At 56.2% G+C, this 13,430-nt stretch carries 9 protein-coding genes; 4 read left to right on the top strand and 5 right to left on the bottom strand.

What is annotated here, in order from left to right; all coding sequences use genetic code 11:
* Positions 1–348: 348 nt before the first annotated feature.
* Entirely contained in the window at positions 349–1,233 is an 885-nt protein-coding gene (locus G9463_RS17665; RefSeq protein WP_165897406.1) for an IS1595 family transposase, read from the top strand.
* 240 nt (positions 1,234–1,473) lie between these two features.
* Positions 1,474–6,315: a CARDB domain-containing protein gene (locus G9463_RS17660; RefSeq protein WP_370457944.1), complete on the top strand. Its 4,842-nt coding sequence runs from the start codon at positions 1,474–1,476 to the stop codon at positions 6,313–6,315.
* A 602-nt stretch (positions 6,316–6,917) separates the two neighbouring features.
* Here the strand turns inward: G9463_RS17660 and G9463_RS17655 are convergent.
* The 5 genes from G9463_RS17655 to G9463_RS17635 form a co-directional block, all read right to left on the bottom strand.
* Positions 6,918–7,601: a hypothetical protein gene (locus G9463_RS17655; protein WP_165897404.1), complete on the bottom strand. Its 684-nt coding sequence runs from the start codon at positions 7,599–7,601 to the stop codon at positions 6,918–6,920.
* Between the two features lie 150 nt (positions 7,602–7,751).
* Complete coding sequence (locus tag G9463_RS17650) at positions 7,752–7,967, bottom strand: hypothetical protein (RefSeq protein ID WP_240150064.1); 216 nt, start codon at positions 7,965–7,967, stop codon at positions 7,752–7,754.
* Complete coding sequence (locus G9463_RS24070) at positions 7,961–8,485, bottom strand: hypothetical protein (protein ID WP_240150063.1); 525 nt, start codon at positions 8,483–8,485, stop codon at positions 7,961–7,963. The genes G9463_RS17650 and G9463_RS24070 overlap by 7 nt, the downstream gene beginning before the upstream one ends.
* A gap of 263 nt (positions 8,486–8,748) precedes the next feature.
* The gene (locus G9463_RS17640; RefSeq protein WP_165897402.1) at positions 8,749–9,144 is read right to left on the bottom strand and encodes a hypothetical protein; all 396 of its coding nucleotides are present in this window, start codon (positions 9,142–9,144) and stop codon (positions 8,749–8,751) included.
* The gene (locus tag G9463_RS17635; protein WP_165897401.1) at positions 9,141–9,920 is read right to left on the bottom strand and encodes a ParA family protein; all 780 of its coding nucleotides are present in this window, start codon (positions 9,918–9,920) and stop codon (positions 9,141–9,143) included. The genes G9463_RS17640 and G9463_RS17635 overlap by 4 nt, the downstream gene beginning before the upstream one ends.
* 285 nt (positions 9,921–10,205) lie before the next feature.
* Between G9463_RS17635 and G9463_RS17630 the strand changes: the two genes are divergently transcribed.
* Positions 10,206–11,516 carry a hypothetical protein gene (locus G9463_RS17630; protein ID WP_165897400.1) on the top strand — a complete coding sequence of 437 codons (1,311 nt, stop codon included), beginning with the start codon at positions 10,206–10,208 and terminating at the stop codon, positions 11,514–11,516.
* A 406-nt stretch (positions 11,517–11,922) separates the two neighbouring features.
* A complete protein-coding gene (locus tag G9463_RS17625) occupies positions 11,923–13,314 on the top strand; it encodes an ATP-binding protein (RefSeq protein WP_165897399.1) in 1,392 nt (463 codons plus the stop codon).
* Positions 13,315–13,430 lie beyond the last annotated feature (116 nt).

The raw sequence follows: 13,430 nt of genomic DNA, 5'->3' as shown, positions 1-13,430 counted from the left end.
CGGCTGATCGCCGCCGACAGCGGCAGCTTCCCCTTCGATTGGCGTCCCTTGACCACTATCGACGACTCATCTCGACAGAACAGGTGACTCAGGTCAGGTTAACTGGCGATGTTTTGTGAGGTACTGATACTCTACTCTAGTTCTTCACTCGAAACAGTGGTGTGTGTGGGTGTCTTCACTTGAAACAAATGCAGAGGTGGTATTATATTCTCCTCTTGTGAAAATTGGCTATGCGTCGGTTCGAGCGGAAACAGAATACGCTCTTCTGTAGCGGATTGTTGGTAAGTTGGAGCAGTAGCTGGAAGTCACAGCGGGCAAGGGTGGCGCGGCCGCGCCACCCGCCGAAGCATGATTCAACTCAAGACATTCGTCTCGGAGCGTCGGGCCGCGAATCTGCTGGCACAGATTCGCTGGCGTGACGGCATCTATTGCCCGCGCTGCCGTGCCGAATCCGTGATTCGGTACGGCAGCTATCGGGTGTTTCAACGGTATCTGTGTAAGGATTGCGACCGGACGTTCAACGACAAGACCGGCACGGTCTTCGAACACTCAGCGATACCGCTCAGGAAGTGGTATCTCGCCGTCTACACGTATATCCGGCTGAACACGAGTATTCGGCAACTCGATTCAGAACTCGCCGTTTCGTACAAGACGGTCTCCCGGCGCGTCCAGCGCTTCCTGCGGGCGCTGGACGCGCCTCGGCCACAACTCGAAGGGCCAGTCGAAATCGACGAGATGTACGTCAACGCAGGGAAGAAGGGCCGCGAGCGCGACGGCTGGTCGCGCTCGCGTGGCCTGTCCACGCGCGGCCGTGGAACTTACTACGAAGACAAGCCGCCCGCGTTCATCCTCGCTGACCGCGGCACGGGAGAAACGTACGTTCATCCGGCGAAAGCCGCCGGTGAGTCAACTATTCGACTCTTGGTTGACAACCGCAAAGAGGAGTCGCTGACAGTCTATACTGACGGCTTTCGAGCGTACGAGCCACTCGACGAGGACGACGCATTCGACCGCCAGTACGTCGTCCACGGAGAGGGTGAATACGCTGATGGAGACGTACACGTCAACACGTGCGAGAGCCACGCGTCGCTGGCGCGACGATGGCTCTCGCCTCATCGAGGTGTCTCCAAAGACAAACTCACACCCTATCTCAGAGCGTTACAGCTTCGAAAACGCGTCCGCCGAAAACCCGGCGACGAAGCGCTCAAAACCATCCTTGAAACAGCGCTATGACGCCACCAACAATCGCTTACCCAAGAGCGTTCCTGCTATATAGACGCTCGATGTTTCTTAGTGGGACGGTGCGCTTTTGACTGTTATTCACCACTACTGTTTCCCGCCACCACTCCCCGAGCTGGACACCGGTTTCCGATGGCTCGCCAGTGTACCCCGACTCGTTGAGGATAGAGATTCGACACATACTCTCGAAACATTTTTTATGTGTCATATGTATAATTGGTATCTAATCAACCAATGAGTGGATACTGGGGGAGGATCGGTATGATGGGTGATGGTGTACCGTATTCGCGCGCTTTTACCCAGGCGGAGTGTCGGCGCGCGATCGCGTTCAGTGTCTTGCTTGTCATCAGCTTGGCTGCTCCGTATGGATTTGTGACGGTTGGCGCGGCGGACGGTCAGCCAGACTTAGAGGTGATTGACGTATGGACGGAGCCGACTGATCCAAAGGCAGGTGAGAACGTCGAATTCTGCATGGAGGTTGAGAACACCGGGACATCGACAGCTGATGATATTGAGGTGCGCGCCTACGTTGACGGTGAACTCGCCGCGGTTCCGCCGACGAAAACACTTGGTCCGGGTGAGCAGTCAACGACGGTCTGTACCGGCAACAACGAGTTTGAGGGTGGCACCTACAGCGTGCGTGCCGCAATCGACCCGGACGACCATATCCCCGAGAGCGACGAGACCAACAATGAAATCGAGCGGTCCTTCACAGTCGAGACATCCTACGGGAGCGTTCGCGGCCGGGTCACTGATACCGACGGCAATCCAATCTCCGGTGCGAAGGTCTATCTCGACGCCACAGACGATACGCGAACCGATTCGGATGGCTACTTCAGCTATGACCAAGTTCCAGCAGGTGATCACGAAGTTGACGTGGCGATGAGCGGGTACGAGGTAGATGGACCGAAGTCCGTGACGGTCAGTGAGGACGAGACCTCGCAGGTTGATTTCGTCCTTGAGCCTGAGACACATACTGTTCGCCTTGGTTCCAGTCCGGTCTCTGTGTCCACAAGCGGCGAAGGGACCTACGACTACGGTGAGGATGTGTACATTGACGCGCCGACTAACGCCGGCGACTACGAGTTCCAGGCCTGGACAACCGATGACGGCACCGTCGTTAGCGAGGAGTCGTCGTTTACTATCAGCTATATTAACCGAGATTACGACATCACTGCCCAGTACTCCCGGCCGGGAAAGCCGGACCTGACGATCACCGATATCAGCCCTGAACCGAGCTCGCCTGACGCAGGCGACTCCGTAACCTTCGATGTCGACGTGGCCAATCGGGGTGAGGCTCGGGCGTCGAATTTCAATCTTGAACTGGTTGCTGGGTCAGATATTTACCGTGCCGAGGAAATGGATCTCTCGGCAGGTGACAGCGGGACGGTTGTCATCGGCGACTGGACTGCTGAGGGTGATGTCGATGAGATACGTGCGGAAATCGATTACGACGACAGTATCGACGAGGAAGACGAGACCAACAACGAGCACCGGGAGCCGTTGGATGTGACCGAACAGCAGCCGAATCTACGGATCGTGGACATAGATCCTTCCCCTCGGTCACCGGAAGATGGTGAGTCAGTGTCTTTCGATGTGACTGTCGAGAACACTGGTCCCGTCGCGACCGACGATTTTGGTGTTCTTGTCTCGGTTGATGGGCAACAATACAGCGAAACCCGGGTTGATCTCCGTGCCGGTGGTAGGCAGACGGTCACAGTCGGCCCGTGGGACGCTGACTCTACTGTCGATGGGGGCGAGGCCATCGTTGACTTCCGGGATACCGTTGACGAAAACGACGAGTCGGATAACACCGAGCAGTTCTCGCTCTCGGTAGAACGACGGGAGTCTGACCTGAAGATTGAGGAGATCGAGTGGCGGCCGGCTGATCCAACTACTGATGAGCAAGTCGAATTTCGTCTTCGGCTGGCGAATGACGGTGATAGGGCCGCACAGGATGTTGAGAGCGTTGTACGCGTCGACGGTGATGTCGTTGCGCGGGCCGCTCCAATTGATGTCAGAGCAAACGACGATGCCTGGACGGCCTGGAGCGGAGACTTTCGTGGCGACAGCGGACAATATGACGTCGGCGCCACTGTCGATCCTAGCGATCAGGTCGAGGAGGGTGACGAGACCAACAACGATGCCCATCAGACACTGACAATCGGCAGTGAAGTGGCCGCAGTCAGCGGGTATGTTCGCGACCAGGAGACTGGCGACCCTATCGTAGACGCCACTGTACGGGTGAACGGTGAGACTCAACGCACAGACTCCGACGGTGCCTATCGGTTCACGGAGCTGCCTGCTGGTCTACACAGAGTAACCGCCGAGTCCCCAACCCACGGGGAGCAGGTCACGACTGTCTCGGTTGCAGCGGGCGAGACGACATCACACACGTTCAGGCTCACGAAGCAGGCTCCAAACCTCCAAGTCAAGAGCGTTGACTGGACTCCTACCGAGGCACAGGTGGGGGAGTCGGTCGCGGTCAGTGTGACCGTCGCCAATACAGGGACCAAATCGGCAACTGGATTCGATCTGACAGTCCAGGCTAGTAACGAGCGGCTCACCCGTAGTGATCTTGACATCGCGGCACAGACCACTCGTAAGTTCGATATTGGTCAGGTTCCGATTACTGAGGATACCGAGGCCATTGTTGGCGTCGTTGATCCAGACGACATTGTCAAAGAAAGCAACGAGGGCGATAACAGGCAATCCAAACCGCTTCGTGTTCAGTCGAGCACAGACCTTCGCGTGGATACGATCCGAACCGACCCGTCCACACCAGTCCCTGACGGCAGTGTTGAGCCGTTCGCACGGGTGGTCAATGACGGCGACCGAACGAGCCGTGATATACCGGTCACATTGACGATTGACGGCCGGAGACACGATACAAAAGCCGTCACGCTTGAACCGAAGTCCGCCCGACTAGTCCGCTTCGGCTCGTGGGAACCAACAAGCGGGGACCACGATGTCGCTGTCGAAATCGATCCGACAGACCAGGTATCGGAACATGATGAGTCGAACAACCGTAACGAGACCAGAATCGAAGTCAATCACGGTGTCGGTGCCGCGACACTCGTCGTTGAGGACAGCGATGGTGACCCAATCGAGGATGCAACAGTTGCACTTAGCGACGACCGTGTGCTGACGACAGACAACACTGGCAGAGTGAGATTCGACGAGGTCCCTGCCCAGACGTACGAAGTCTCAATCGACGCAACGGAATTCGAACAACAAACCACGACTATCCAAATCGAAGCTGACAGCACACGACGCGAAACGGTGGCGCTATCGACATCTTCGTCTGGCGAGATCGATGCAGTCCGTGGCCTGCCCGAAGAATTTGAGCCGGGGACAAATCGGGAGGTCGAAGTGACGGTTGCGAATCCCGGACCGGTCGAACAACGATACACGCTCGATCTCATTGCCTCGAGCGCTATCGATGTGGACCGCGACCAGCGATCCGTTGTCGTCCCCGAAGGAGAGACGAAAACAGTCACAATTGACCTCTCATTCGGAGCGACTGAGACAGAGCAGTCACTTGCGCTGGAATTGCGTGCAGGTGATGGGACGCGACTGGACCGCTTCCAGCGCTATACCGACCCGGTGCCGTCCGAGACTCCTCTAGAAGTCACTGTAACTGACCAAGACCGGGATGCGGTATCGGATGCGACCGTTGAGGTCGTCGGTCCTGTACGTGAGAGTGCTCAGACCGATGCAGACGGACGCGCGGTCTTCACTGATCCGGAACCGGGTGATTATCTCATTCAGGTTTCCGCTGACGAGATTCAGGGTGGGAGCGAGACCACTGAGGTGACTGTGACGGGTGATGAATCTGACGTGGTCTCTATCACCGTCGAGACGACCACTGACGAGGCCACCCTTGACGGGACAGTCACGTGGGATGACGGATCGACGGTCAAGGACGCGACTGCGGTCCTCAAGGTTGACGACGGTGATGGCGCGCGAACAACGACCATTACCGACGGGTCGTTTACTTTCCCGGCGTCAGTCCAGCCAAACAAGTACCGTCTTGTAGTCCGACAAGACGACGAGGTTGTCTCCGAAGAGAGCGTCTGGCTTGAAGAGGGGTCAAACTCGGTATCGCTGACGGCCCAAACGACTGATCAAAACATGGGTCGCGTTAAGTCTAGTATCACCGGCGTCGTGATGGGGGACTGGTGCTGGCGTGATGAGGGGTCACCGCCGGCCTATTGCGGCGACGAAGTCTCTACATATCCGATCGCGTTCTTCGCTGGCTGGCTTGCTAGCGGTTTCGCGGTCGTCGGCGACATCCGCGACCTCCCGAGTACGGCGCTGAAGGGCAAGCCTGTTGACTTCGGGCTCACGATTATCGGTCTCATCCCGCTCTACGGCGACGCCACTTCGGCACTCTCGAAGGTCGGGAAGTTCCTCGGGAAGTTCCCCAGCAAGACCGATGAGGTTGTCGACATGATCGTCACGAGCAAGCACTTTGAGGGTCACCGGATCGCAGGCTTGGACAAGGCCTACGACGGCGCTGGATCACGTCTCGTCCGTAACACCGATCTCACCGAGGACGAGGTTGTCCGCCTCGCCGACGAGGGAGAGCTTGAGAACGTCGATTCGCTAACCCAAGCTGGCTTCTCAGCGGACGAAGCAACCGATCTCGCTGATGCATTGAAACGCTCTGAAAACGTTGACGCGACGGATTTACGCCAGCTCACTAATGAGATGGATGATTCTCCAGAGGATCTTTTGCGAGCCTCAAAACATGAAAAAACCGATGAGGTATACGGACTAACGAAAGGGAACAGCGATTACGGGTGGACTCACATAGAAAGCAAACACCTCGACAATCCGAACGCTGGACCAGAAACGACGACATTCGATCAACAGCAAGATATCTCCGAGGAGCGGGTCAAGGAACTAATCTCTCGGGCGTTAAAAGAGGGAGACGACATCGATGGTGACAGCTCAGTGATTATGTGGCGATCTATCCCGGCCGATATTAAACAAAAGTATGGATTTGAACGAATCAAAATCGTGGTCAGTAAGGATAACCAACAGGTTACGACGGCGTATCCAGAATTTTGATCCCCAATGATAAGACCAGTACAGGACTTCGATGTCGCTCTTGAGATGTCGTCTCCGCCGACGGAAGTAAGTCAACTTCAAGAGGTTACCGGCGGCATAAAAATAGTCGTTGATGGAACAGTTCTTACGAGGTACAAAAACCAAGAGAAGTTAGAAAAAGAATATGAATCTGACTATGAATTTAAAGGTCACCACATTGTTCCGTTACTCAAGAATATAAGTGAAGGTTTGCGAGTGTTTGCGACGGGGGCGGTCAACCGGTCCCAATCCACTGAGCGACGGTTCGAACTACACGGGTCTTCGTCCTGTATCGTACTCTCTTGGCTTAGTTCCGCGAACGTCCGTGTTGCGTTTCAGACAATCGGTGGAACTGAGCGACTCTCGACACCACTTGACTCTCAAATGGGGTATCCAGTGCCGACCCCAACCCTCTGCGGTGAAGTTACAAAGGTGTGTAGTGAGCTTCTAGACTATGTCGACCAATCGGAGGTCGGAAATTCTGGGACGGTGGCAGCTATACAAGAGAATCGGGAAACGTTGAGGCGCTACGCTAACGAGTGAGTGAATATTGTAGGAAACCAAAGAGGTAAAATGTATTCTTTCTACGGCACGTCAAGGACCATCTCAACGAAGTACTCCTCCGTTACCTCTGGATAGGACTGCTCGATCCCCGAAGTGACGACCCAGATAATCAGATTATCAGTCTGCCAAGTTATTAGGACGTTCTTGCGGCCGGTCTGGGTTTCTCCAGAGAGACGCGTTGCCTCGACCCCTGAGGCTATTTCGACCTGTTCTGCAGTTCCACCGGCCTCACGGATCGATTCAACCAGTTCTGGCGTCGCGCTTGCGGCATCACGTTCTGACTCATAGACGGCAACCGTACTGATCACAACTGGCGGTCCATCGTAACCACCATCTGCGAGCGAGAAGACCCGCTCATGACGCTTGAGCAGCCCTTGTTCCTCGAACGAAGCCTTCTCGGAACTGCTTAGCTCTGAGCGAGTGCGCATCGACTCCGAAGAAAAGTTGTACGACTGGCCTAGCTCGGGGAGAGATAGCAGAATCTCGCCTGTGTCGGTGTCGGTTCCGTACCGTTGTCCATCGGTTGTGGCTTCGGCTCGGTCTGTATCTGTGGTTGTCGCTGCGGGCGGCACCGTCTCATTGTTGACTTCCCTTACCTCGGTGGCTGTCACTTGGCTACTACTTGGATCGTCATCAAAAGAGAAACTACAGCCAGCCAGCGCCGAGAGTGCAATGAGAACGAGTAGTCCAGTTTGCTTTCTCATGACAGCCGTATACTCATTCGTTGTATAGTTACGTGTTTCGAGACTTGTTGGTCCATATGACCGTTGAGCGAAATACTACGGTAGTGTCGCGGATAGCGAAAGCAAATGAATTGAACGGCGGAGGACGCGTAGGCCACATTCCTCTTGTAACTACTTCCGGTCACCGCCACCGGCGCCTACCTGCACACCGGTCTCAGGTGTCTCGCCAGTGTACCAGGAATCGTCGACACAGGAGTCATCGAGCACAGAGATTCGCCACTCGCCAGGCTGCTCCATCTTGATGAGGAACTGAATCTCCGTATCCGGGTCGCCGTCCTCGTCCAGGTGGCCACACATCTCGAGTTCGTCTTTTGGAAGCGTTACCATCCCAGAGCCGCCGCGGACAGAGAGCTTGTTAATGCTTGGCATAAGTCTTTCACGGCCATCGCCAGTGGATAGCCATACTCCTGCTGTTCGGTGGATACTAGAGTAAAAACCACTCCCATTTTGACACCAATACGTTGACATCTGTCAAAATGGGCTCGTGCTTTACTAGGTGTGCCACCCGACACCGTGCTATGATGACGTCCGTCTCCTGCCTGAATTGTGGTGAGCCAGTCGATGCACAGTATGCACGCGTATTTGGGAACGATAACGACGAGGTCCATGCCTGTCGGAATTGTTCGACACGAGGTGATATCGCGAACGGCGCCGCCGTCGACGACGATCGAGACGGGACGCCGCTGGAGGTAGTAGTACTCCCGATCGTCGATTGTCTTCACCGTCAGCGTCCTCTTCAAGCGCGCGATCTCCGCTGCTTCGTAGCCGTCGTCTATCTTCTCGTCCCATTCGTCCTCGTTGTCGGCCCACTCTTCGGGCGCCTCGACGGCGACCGCGTCGTCCATCTCGCTCTTCCCGAGCGCAACGGCCAGCCCACCGACGGCGGCGACCGCTTGTTCGTGGGCATCGCGAGCGCCCAGGTCGAGCGCCTCGGCGTCGATCTGTTCTAGCGCCGACAGGGCTTAGTGCGCGTATTCTTCGTCGTTCATACGCTAACCAATAATAGCGGGTCAAATAGGGTTTATGTTGGTTAGCTCGAAGTACCCCGTCATCGATGTGTTCTCACACCCCACTGTTTCATGTGTAACAGCCGAAAAGGACGCCTCAGCTACCGCAATTCAAGCGATTCGACAGCGTCAGTGAACTCCGAACCGGACATTTCTTGCACTGCCTCAATCCCACGCGCGACGACGACTGGGTAGTAGTGGCGCTCTTTCTTCACGTCCCAGTCACATTCGTATTTCATCCGGTCGAACTCGTTGTCGACTGGGTCCATGAGCTCGTCTGGCAGATGAATCAGTTTACTCCCCCAAGCTTCTTTATAGTCTTTAGTGGGTTTATCTGATTTAGCTTTCATAGTCTGTTTATCTTGTTTAACACTCTTATCTCCATTATCTGATTTATCGAGTTTATCGCCTTCATCAGATTTATCCGCCTCTTCGTCGCCGAACCGCTGGCCGAGCCGTTCGGACATCTCGTCTTTGGCTTCGTCTCTGTCTTTCATGATTGCTCCTCGATGAAGTAATCCGCAATACGCAGCAGTTCGTCAGCCTGGTCGCATTCCTCGTCGTGGCCGAAGATACTGTGGCCCGCGTTGAACGCTCGCTTGATGACAGCACGACTCCGGATCTCGAAAACTGGTATTCGATCACTGAATGTACCTTCGAACCACTCCAGCATCCCCTGCTGTTCGCCATCCAGTGGGTAGTCGACGTTACTGACGACCAGCGCCTCTTCCTGAATTGACGCGCCGAAGTTGTCTTCCAGCGAGTCGATCTGCTTGAACAGCAACTCGACGGCGCGGATGCTCGTATCCTCCGCCTCTGCCGGAATGAGCACGTTCTCACAGGCGAGCAGTGCGTTGTCGGTCAACAGGCCCAGCGATGGCGGACAGTCCACCACAAGGAAGTCGTAGCCTGTCACATCTTCTAGCAGCATCGACAATCGCTCTCGGCCGCGCATCCCACTGACGAGCTCCTGCTCCAGGGAGAACATGTCGATGTTCGCCGGGAGGACGTCGAACTCCTCGTGGGCGACCACGAGATCGCCGACGGCGTGTTCTCCGGGCGCTTTCAGTGCGTCGTTGAGATTCGGCGATGGCGCCGTGTACTCGTCGTCGAGCCCGACGCCGCTGGTCAGGTATCCCTGTGGATCCAAGTCAACGAGCAGCACGTTCTGCCCTCGCTCGCCGAGCGCTCCAGCAATGTTCAATGCGACTGTACTCTTCCCGACGCCGCCCTTCTGGTTCGAGACCGCCAACCGATACGGTTTATTCGACATAGTTAGCTAAACCCTCTAATCTTGTTTAACAAGTTATTTCGACTTAGTACTACCGTCAGACAATGCCGACACACCGTGTGCCGAGTGAACGACTAAATCGCCAAACGGCTGTTTTCGATTGTCTGACCATCTCTAGAGGCGATTCCTATCAGAAAGAATCTATGGACATTCCATACAGCTATATGCACTTTAAAGCAATATTTGCCAAACTACCGTAGAGCCATAAGTCTGGCTTGGGTCTGCTGTGGCAACAGAACTATCAGGTTTTAGTGTGTTTAGCTCTGTATGCCGAAATCGGCTGATTCAGATTCAGAACCCGGAAAGCACGAGGGTTCCCCCGGGATTGAGCGGACGAAGCCGTGGCACTCCGCGGACGACGTGCCCTGGACGCTGCTCACCGAGGCCCAGCTCGCCGACGCGTACGAGGCCGTCGTCGTCCCGGCGCTGCGGCGGGACGGGTACGACCCCGAAACCGACAGGCCATCCTACGAGTGGCTCTCGAACAACGGCTTCCGCGGGCTCACGTACGCGCTGAAAGAGTACCACGACACGACCTTCGCTACGTTCTGGGAGAACACACTCGAGTACGACACTGAATCCAGCGGCTACGACTGGGATATCGAGCACGACGAGACCCGCGAATCCTTTCAGGAGTATCTCGATGCCAAGCAATCGGCCGCAGACGACTGGACCGACAGCACGCGTGAGGCCATCCGGTATCGGCTCGCTCGCTACGCTCGGTCCTACCGAGAACGCCACGGCACCGACGATCTTCTCTCGCCCGTCGACGACGACAGCGACATCACCGAGACCGAAGCCGTCGACCGCTGCCGGGAGACCTTCGCCTACATGTCCGGAGAGTTCGCTGAGTCGACCATCGCGCGCGTCCACGATGCAATCCGAACGTGGTATGGGTGGCTCGTTGAGCGCCGTGTGGCGACAGTCAATCCCACCAACGGTGCGGAGGACTGGTTCTCGTGGACGCGCTCGTCGGACACAGATCCAGTCGCTCTCGAGCCCGAGCACGTCCGGGCGATGTTTGACGCCGCTATCACCAGCCGCGACCGGATGCTTGTCGTTGCACTCGCCGGCTGGGGACTTCGGGCCGGCGAGGTCGCGGCGCTGCATCAGGACCAGCTCCATCTCGACGCGGATGACCCGTACATCCAGTTCGACGAGCGAAAGAACGGGCCGGGCACCGTCGCCATCGTCTTCGGCGAGGACGTGGCCCGTCGACATCTCTCCCGCGTCGATGGCTACCTGTTTCCGTCAGAGCGTTCGAAAACCGGCCACGTCGACGGGACGACGATCGCGGGTTGGTTCCACGACCTCGCCGACAGGGCCGGCGTGCCCGAGGAGATCGACGGCGTCGCCCGGAAGCCACACATGGGTCGGCGGTTCTGGTACGACGCCTACTCACGAACCACTGAGGACCTGCTGGGCCACGTCCAAGATATCGCGGACGAACAGGGGAGTGCAAGCGCGAAGGTGGTCTTCGAGGACTATCTGACCGACGAGCGAAAGCGAGAACTCCGCCGGGAGTTCATGCGGGACAAACTAAGTGCGGCCTTCGACACGAGTAATCAGAGGGTGTAGCGGAGCATTCCATAACTTTCCAGTAAACCCACTCAAAAATTCCCAGAACGCTCTTCGGAAGCAGGTCATTGGTCACGTAGAGCTGTTGTTCTAGAGTAGCGGGCAAAGTGACGCGAGAATCGTCCTCGCCAGGCCTCTCGAAACCGTGGTCGCAGAAGCTATGCCGAGGACAAGCTACCGGTGTTTACACTCGTGGTCGTAGTAGTGATGGACAATATGTTGCGCCGGCGAAATCTGCGCCGAATCGACTATGTGACTCTTTAGAGACATACACATGAACACTTCCGAGGGCCACGCGTCACTAGTTCGAGGGTAGCTCTCGCCGAACCGAAGCGTCTCAACAGTCAAAATTGAAGGGTCGCGCCAAAACGCATAAGTCATTATCGTAGTAATCATTATTCAAAGTATGACCTTCTATGACCGGAGAAAGGAGCTTGATGCGCTTTCAGCTGCGTTTGAGTCGCCTGGCTCGGACATATTCGTCGTCTACGGGCGTCGACGTGTCGGCAAGACGGAGTTGCTGAAGGAGTTCTGTACTGATCGGCCGCATATTTACTTTCTCGCGGCGCAGGAAGCCGAGCATCGGCAGCGCGAGAAGTTCATCGACCAGGTTGCAGCGTTCTTCGACGATCGGACTCCACGGATCGACGGGTGGGACGAGGCCTTCGACTACCTCGGGGAGAAACTTCGTTCTGAGGAGCTAGTGGTTGTGATCGACGAGTTCCCGTATCTTGTCTCGGAGAACGACTCAGTCCCATCCTACGTACAGGGATTTGTCGACGAACAACTACAAGAGACCGATTCGATGCTGGTTCTCTGTGGGTCTAGTGTGAGTACGATGGAATCTGAGGTACTCGGCCATGAGAGCCCATTGTATGGTCGTCGTACGGGGCAACTCGACGTGCAGCCGTTCTCATTTCAGCAGGCTCGTGAGGTCATCGACTACGAGATCGCGGACGCGATTCGATCGTACGCGATTACCGGTGGGACGCCGATGTATCTCACGCTGTTCGATTACGGACGGTCGCTCGCGGAGAACGTCCGGTCACAGGTGCTATCGCCGTCAGCAGTACTGTACAACGAGCCGGAGTTTTTGCTTCGGACGGAGCTCCGGAATCCCGCGCGGTACATGAGTATTCTCGAAGCGGTGGCGCTGGGGCACACGACGCCGAACGAGATCTCAGGAGCGACGGGAATCGATGCCGGTCCGTTATCGAAGTATCTACAGACGTTGCGGCAACTCCGACTGATCGATCGGGAAGTCCCTGTGACAGCGTCCGGAAAGAAGTCGAAGCGGTCGCGGTACCGCGTCGCTGACGAGTTCCTTCGGTTCTGGTTTCGGTACGTTGAGCCGAACCGCTCCAGTATCGAAGAAGCACCGGATATCGTCTACGACGGTACGATCGCCCCTGATCTTCCAATGCACGTCGCCACTGCATTTGAGGACGTGTGTCAGGAAGCCGTGTGGGGGGGGATTCGACGCGGTGAATTCGAACCGTACTCGGAGGTCGGGCGGTGGTGGTACGGGGAAGACGAAGTCGATATTGTGGGGCTCGCACCGAACGATAACCGAATCCTGTTCGCCGAGTGCAAGTGGACATCGGAGCCAGTCGGGACGGAGCTCGTCAATGACCTGCAGGCAAAAGCAGGGACCGTTAGATGGGGGCCAGATGATCGGGAGGAGTGCTTCGCACTGTTCTCAAAGAGTGGGTTCGTTGAAGGACTTGAAGACCAACTCGACGAGCACTGGTCGCTATGGAATCTCGCAAAGATGGATGATCTCCTCACACCGTCCTAAAGGGTAGTCTGCGTTGAACCAACGTATATACGACGGGAAAGAGACTGGTTGAGTATATCGTTGTCAGTCTTGGATAATCTCTCTGAACTCGACGACGTAATAGAGGATGTCACTGA

Source organism: Haloarcula sp. JP-Z28, from assembly GCF_011440255.1.
In the GTDB taxonomy this organism is placed as follows: Archaea; Halobacteriota; Halobacteria; order Halobacteriales; family Haloarculaceae; genus Haloarcula; species Haloarcula marismortui.
This window is presented reverse-complemented; position numbering and strand designations above follow the sequence as displayed.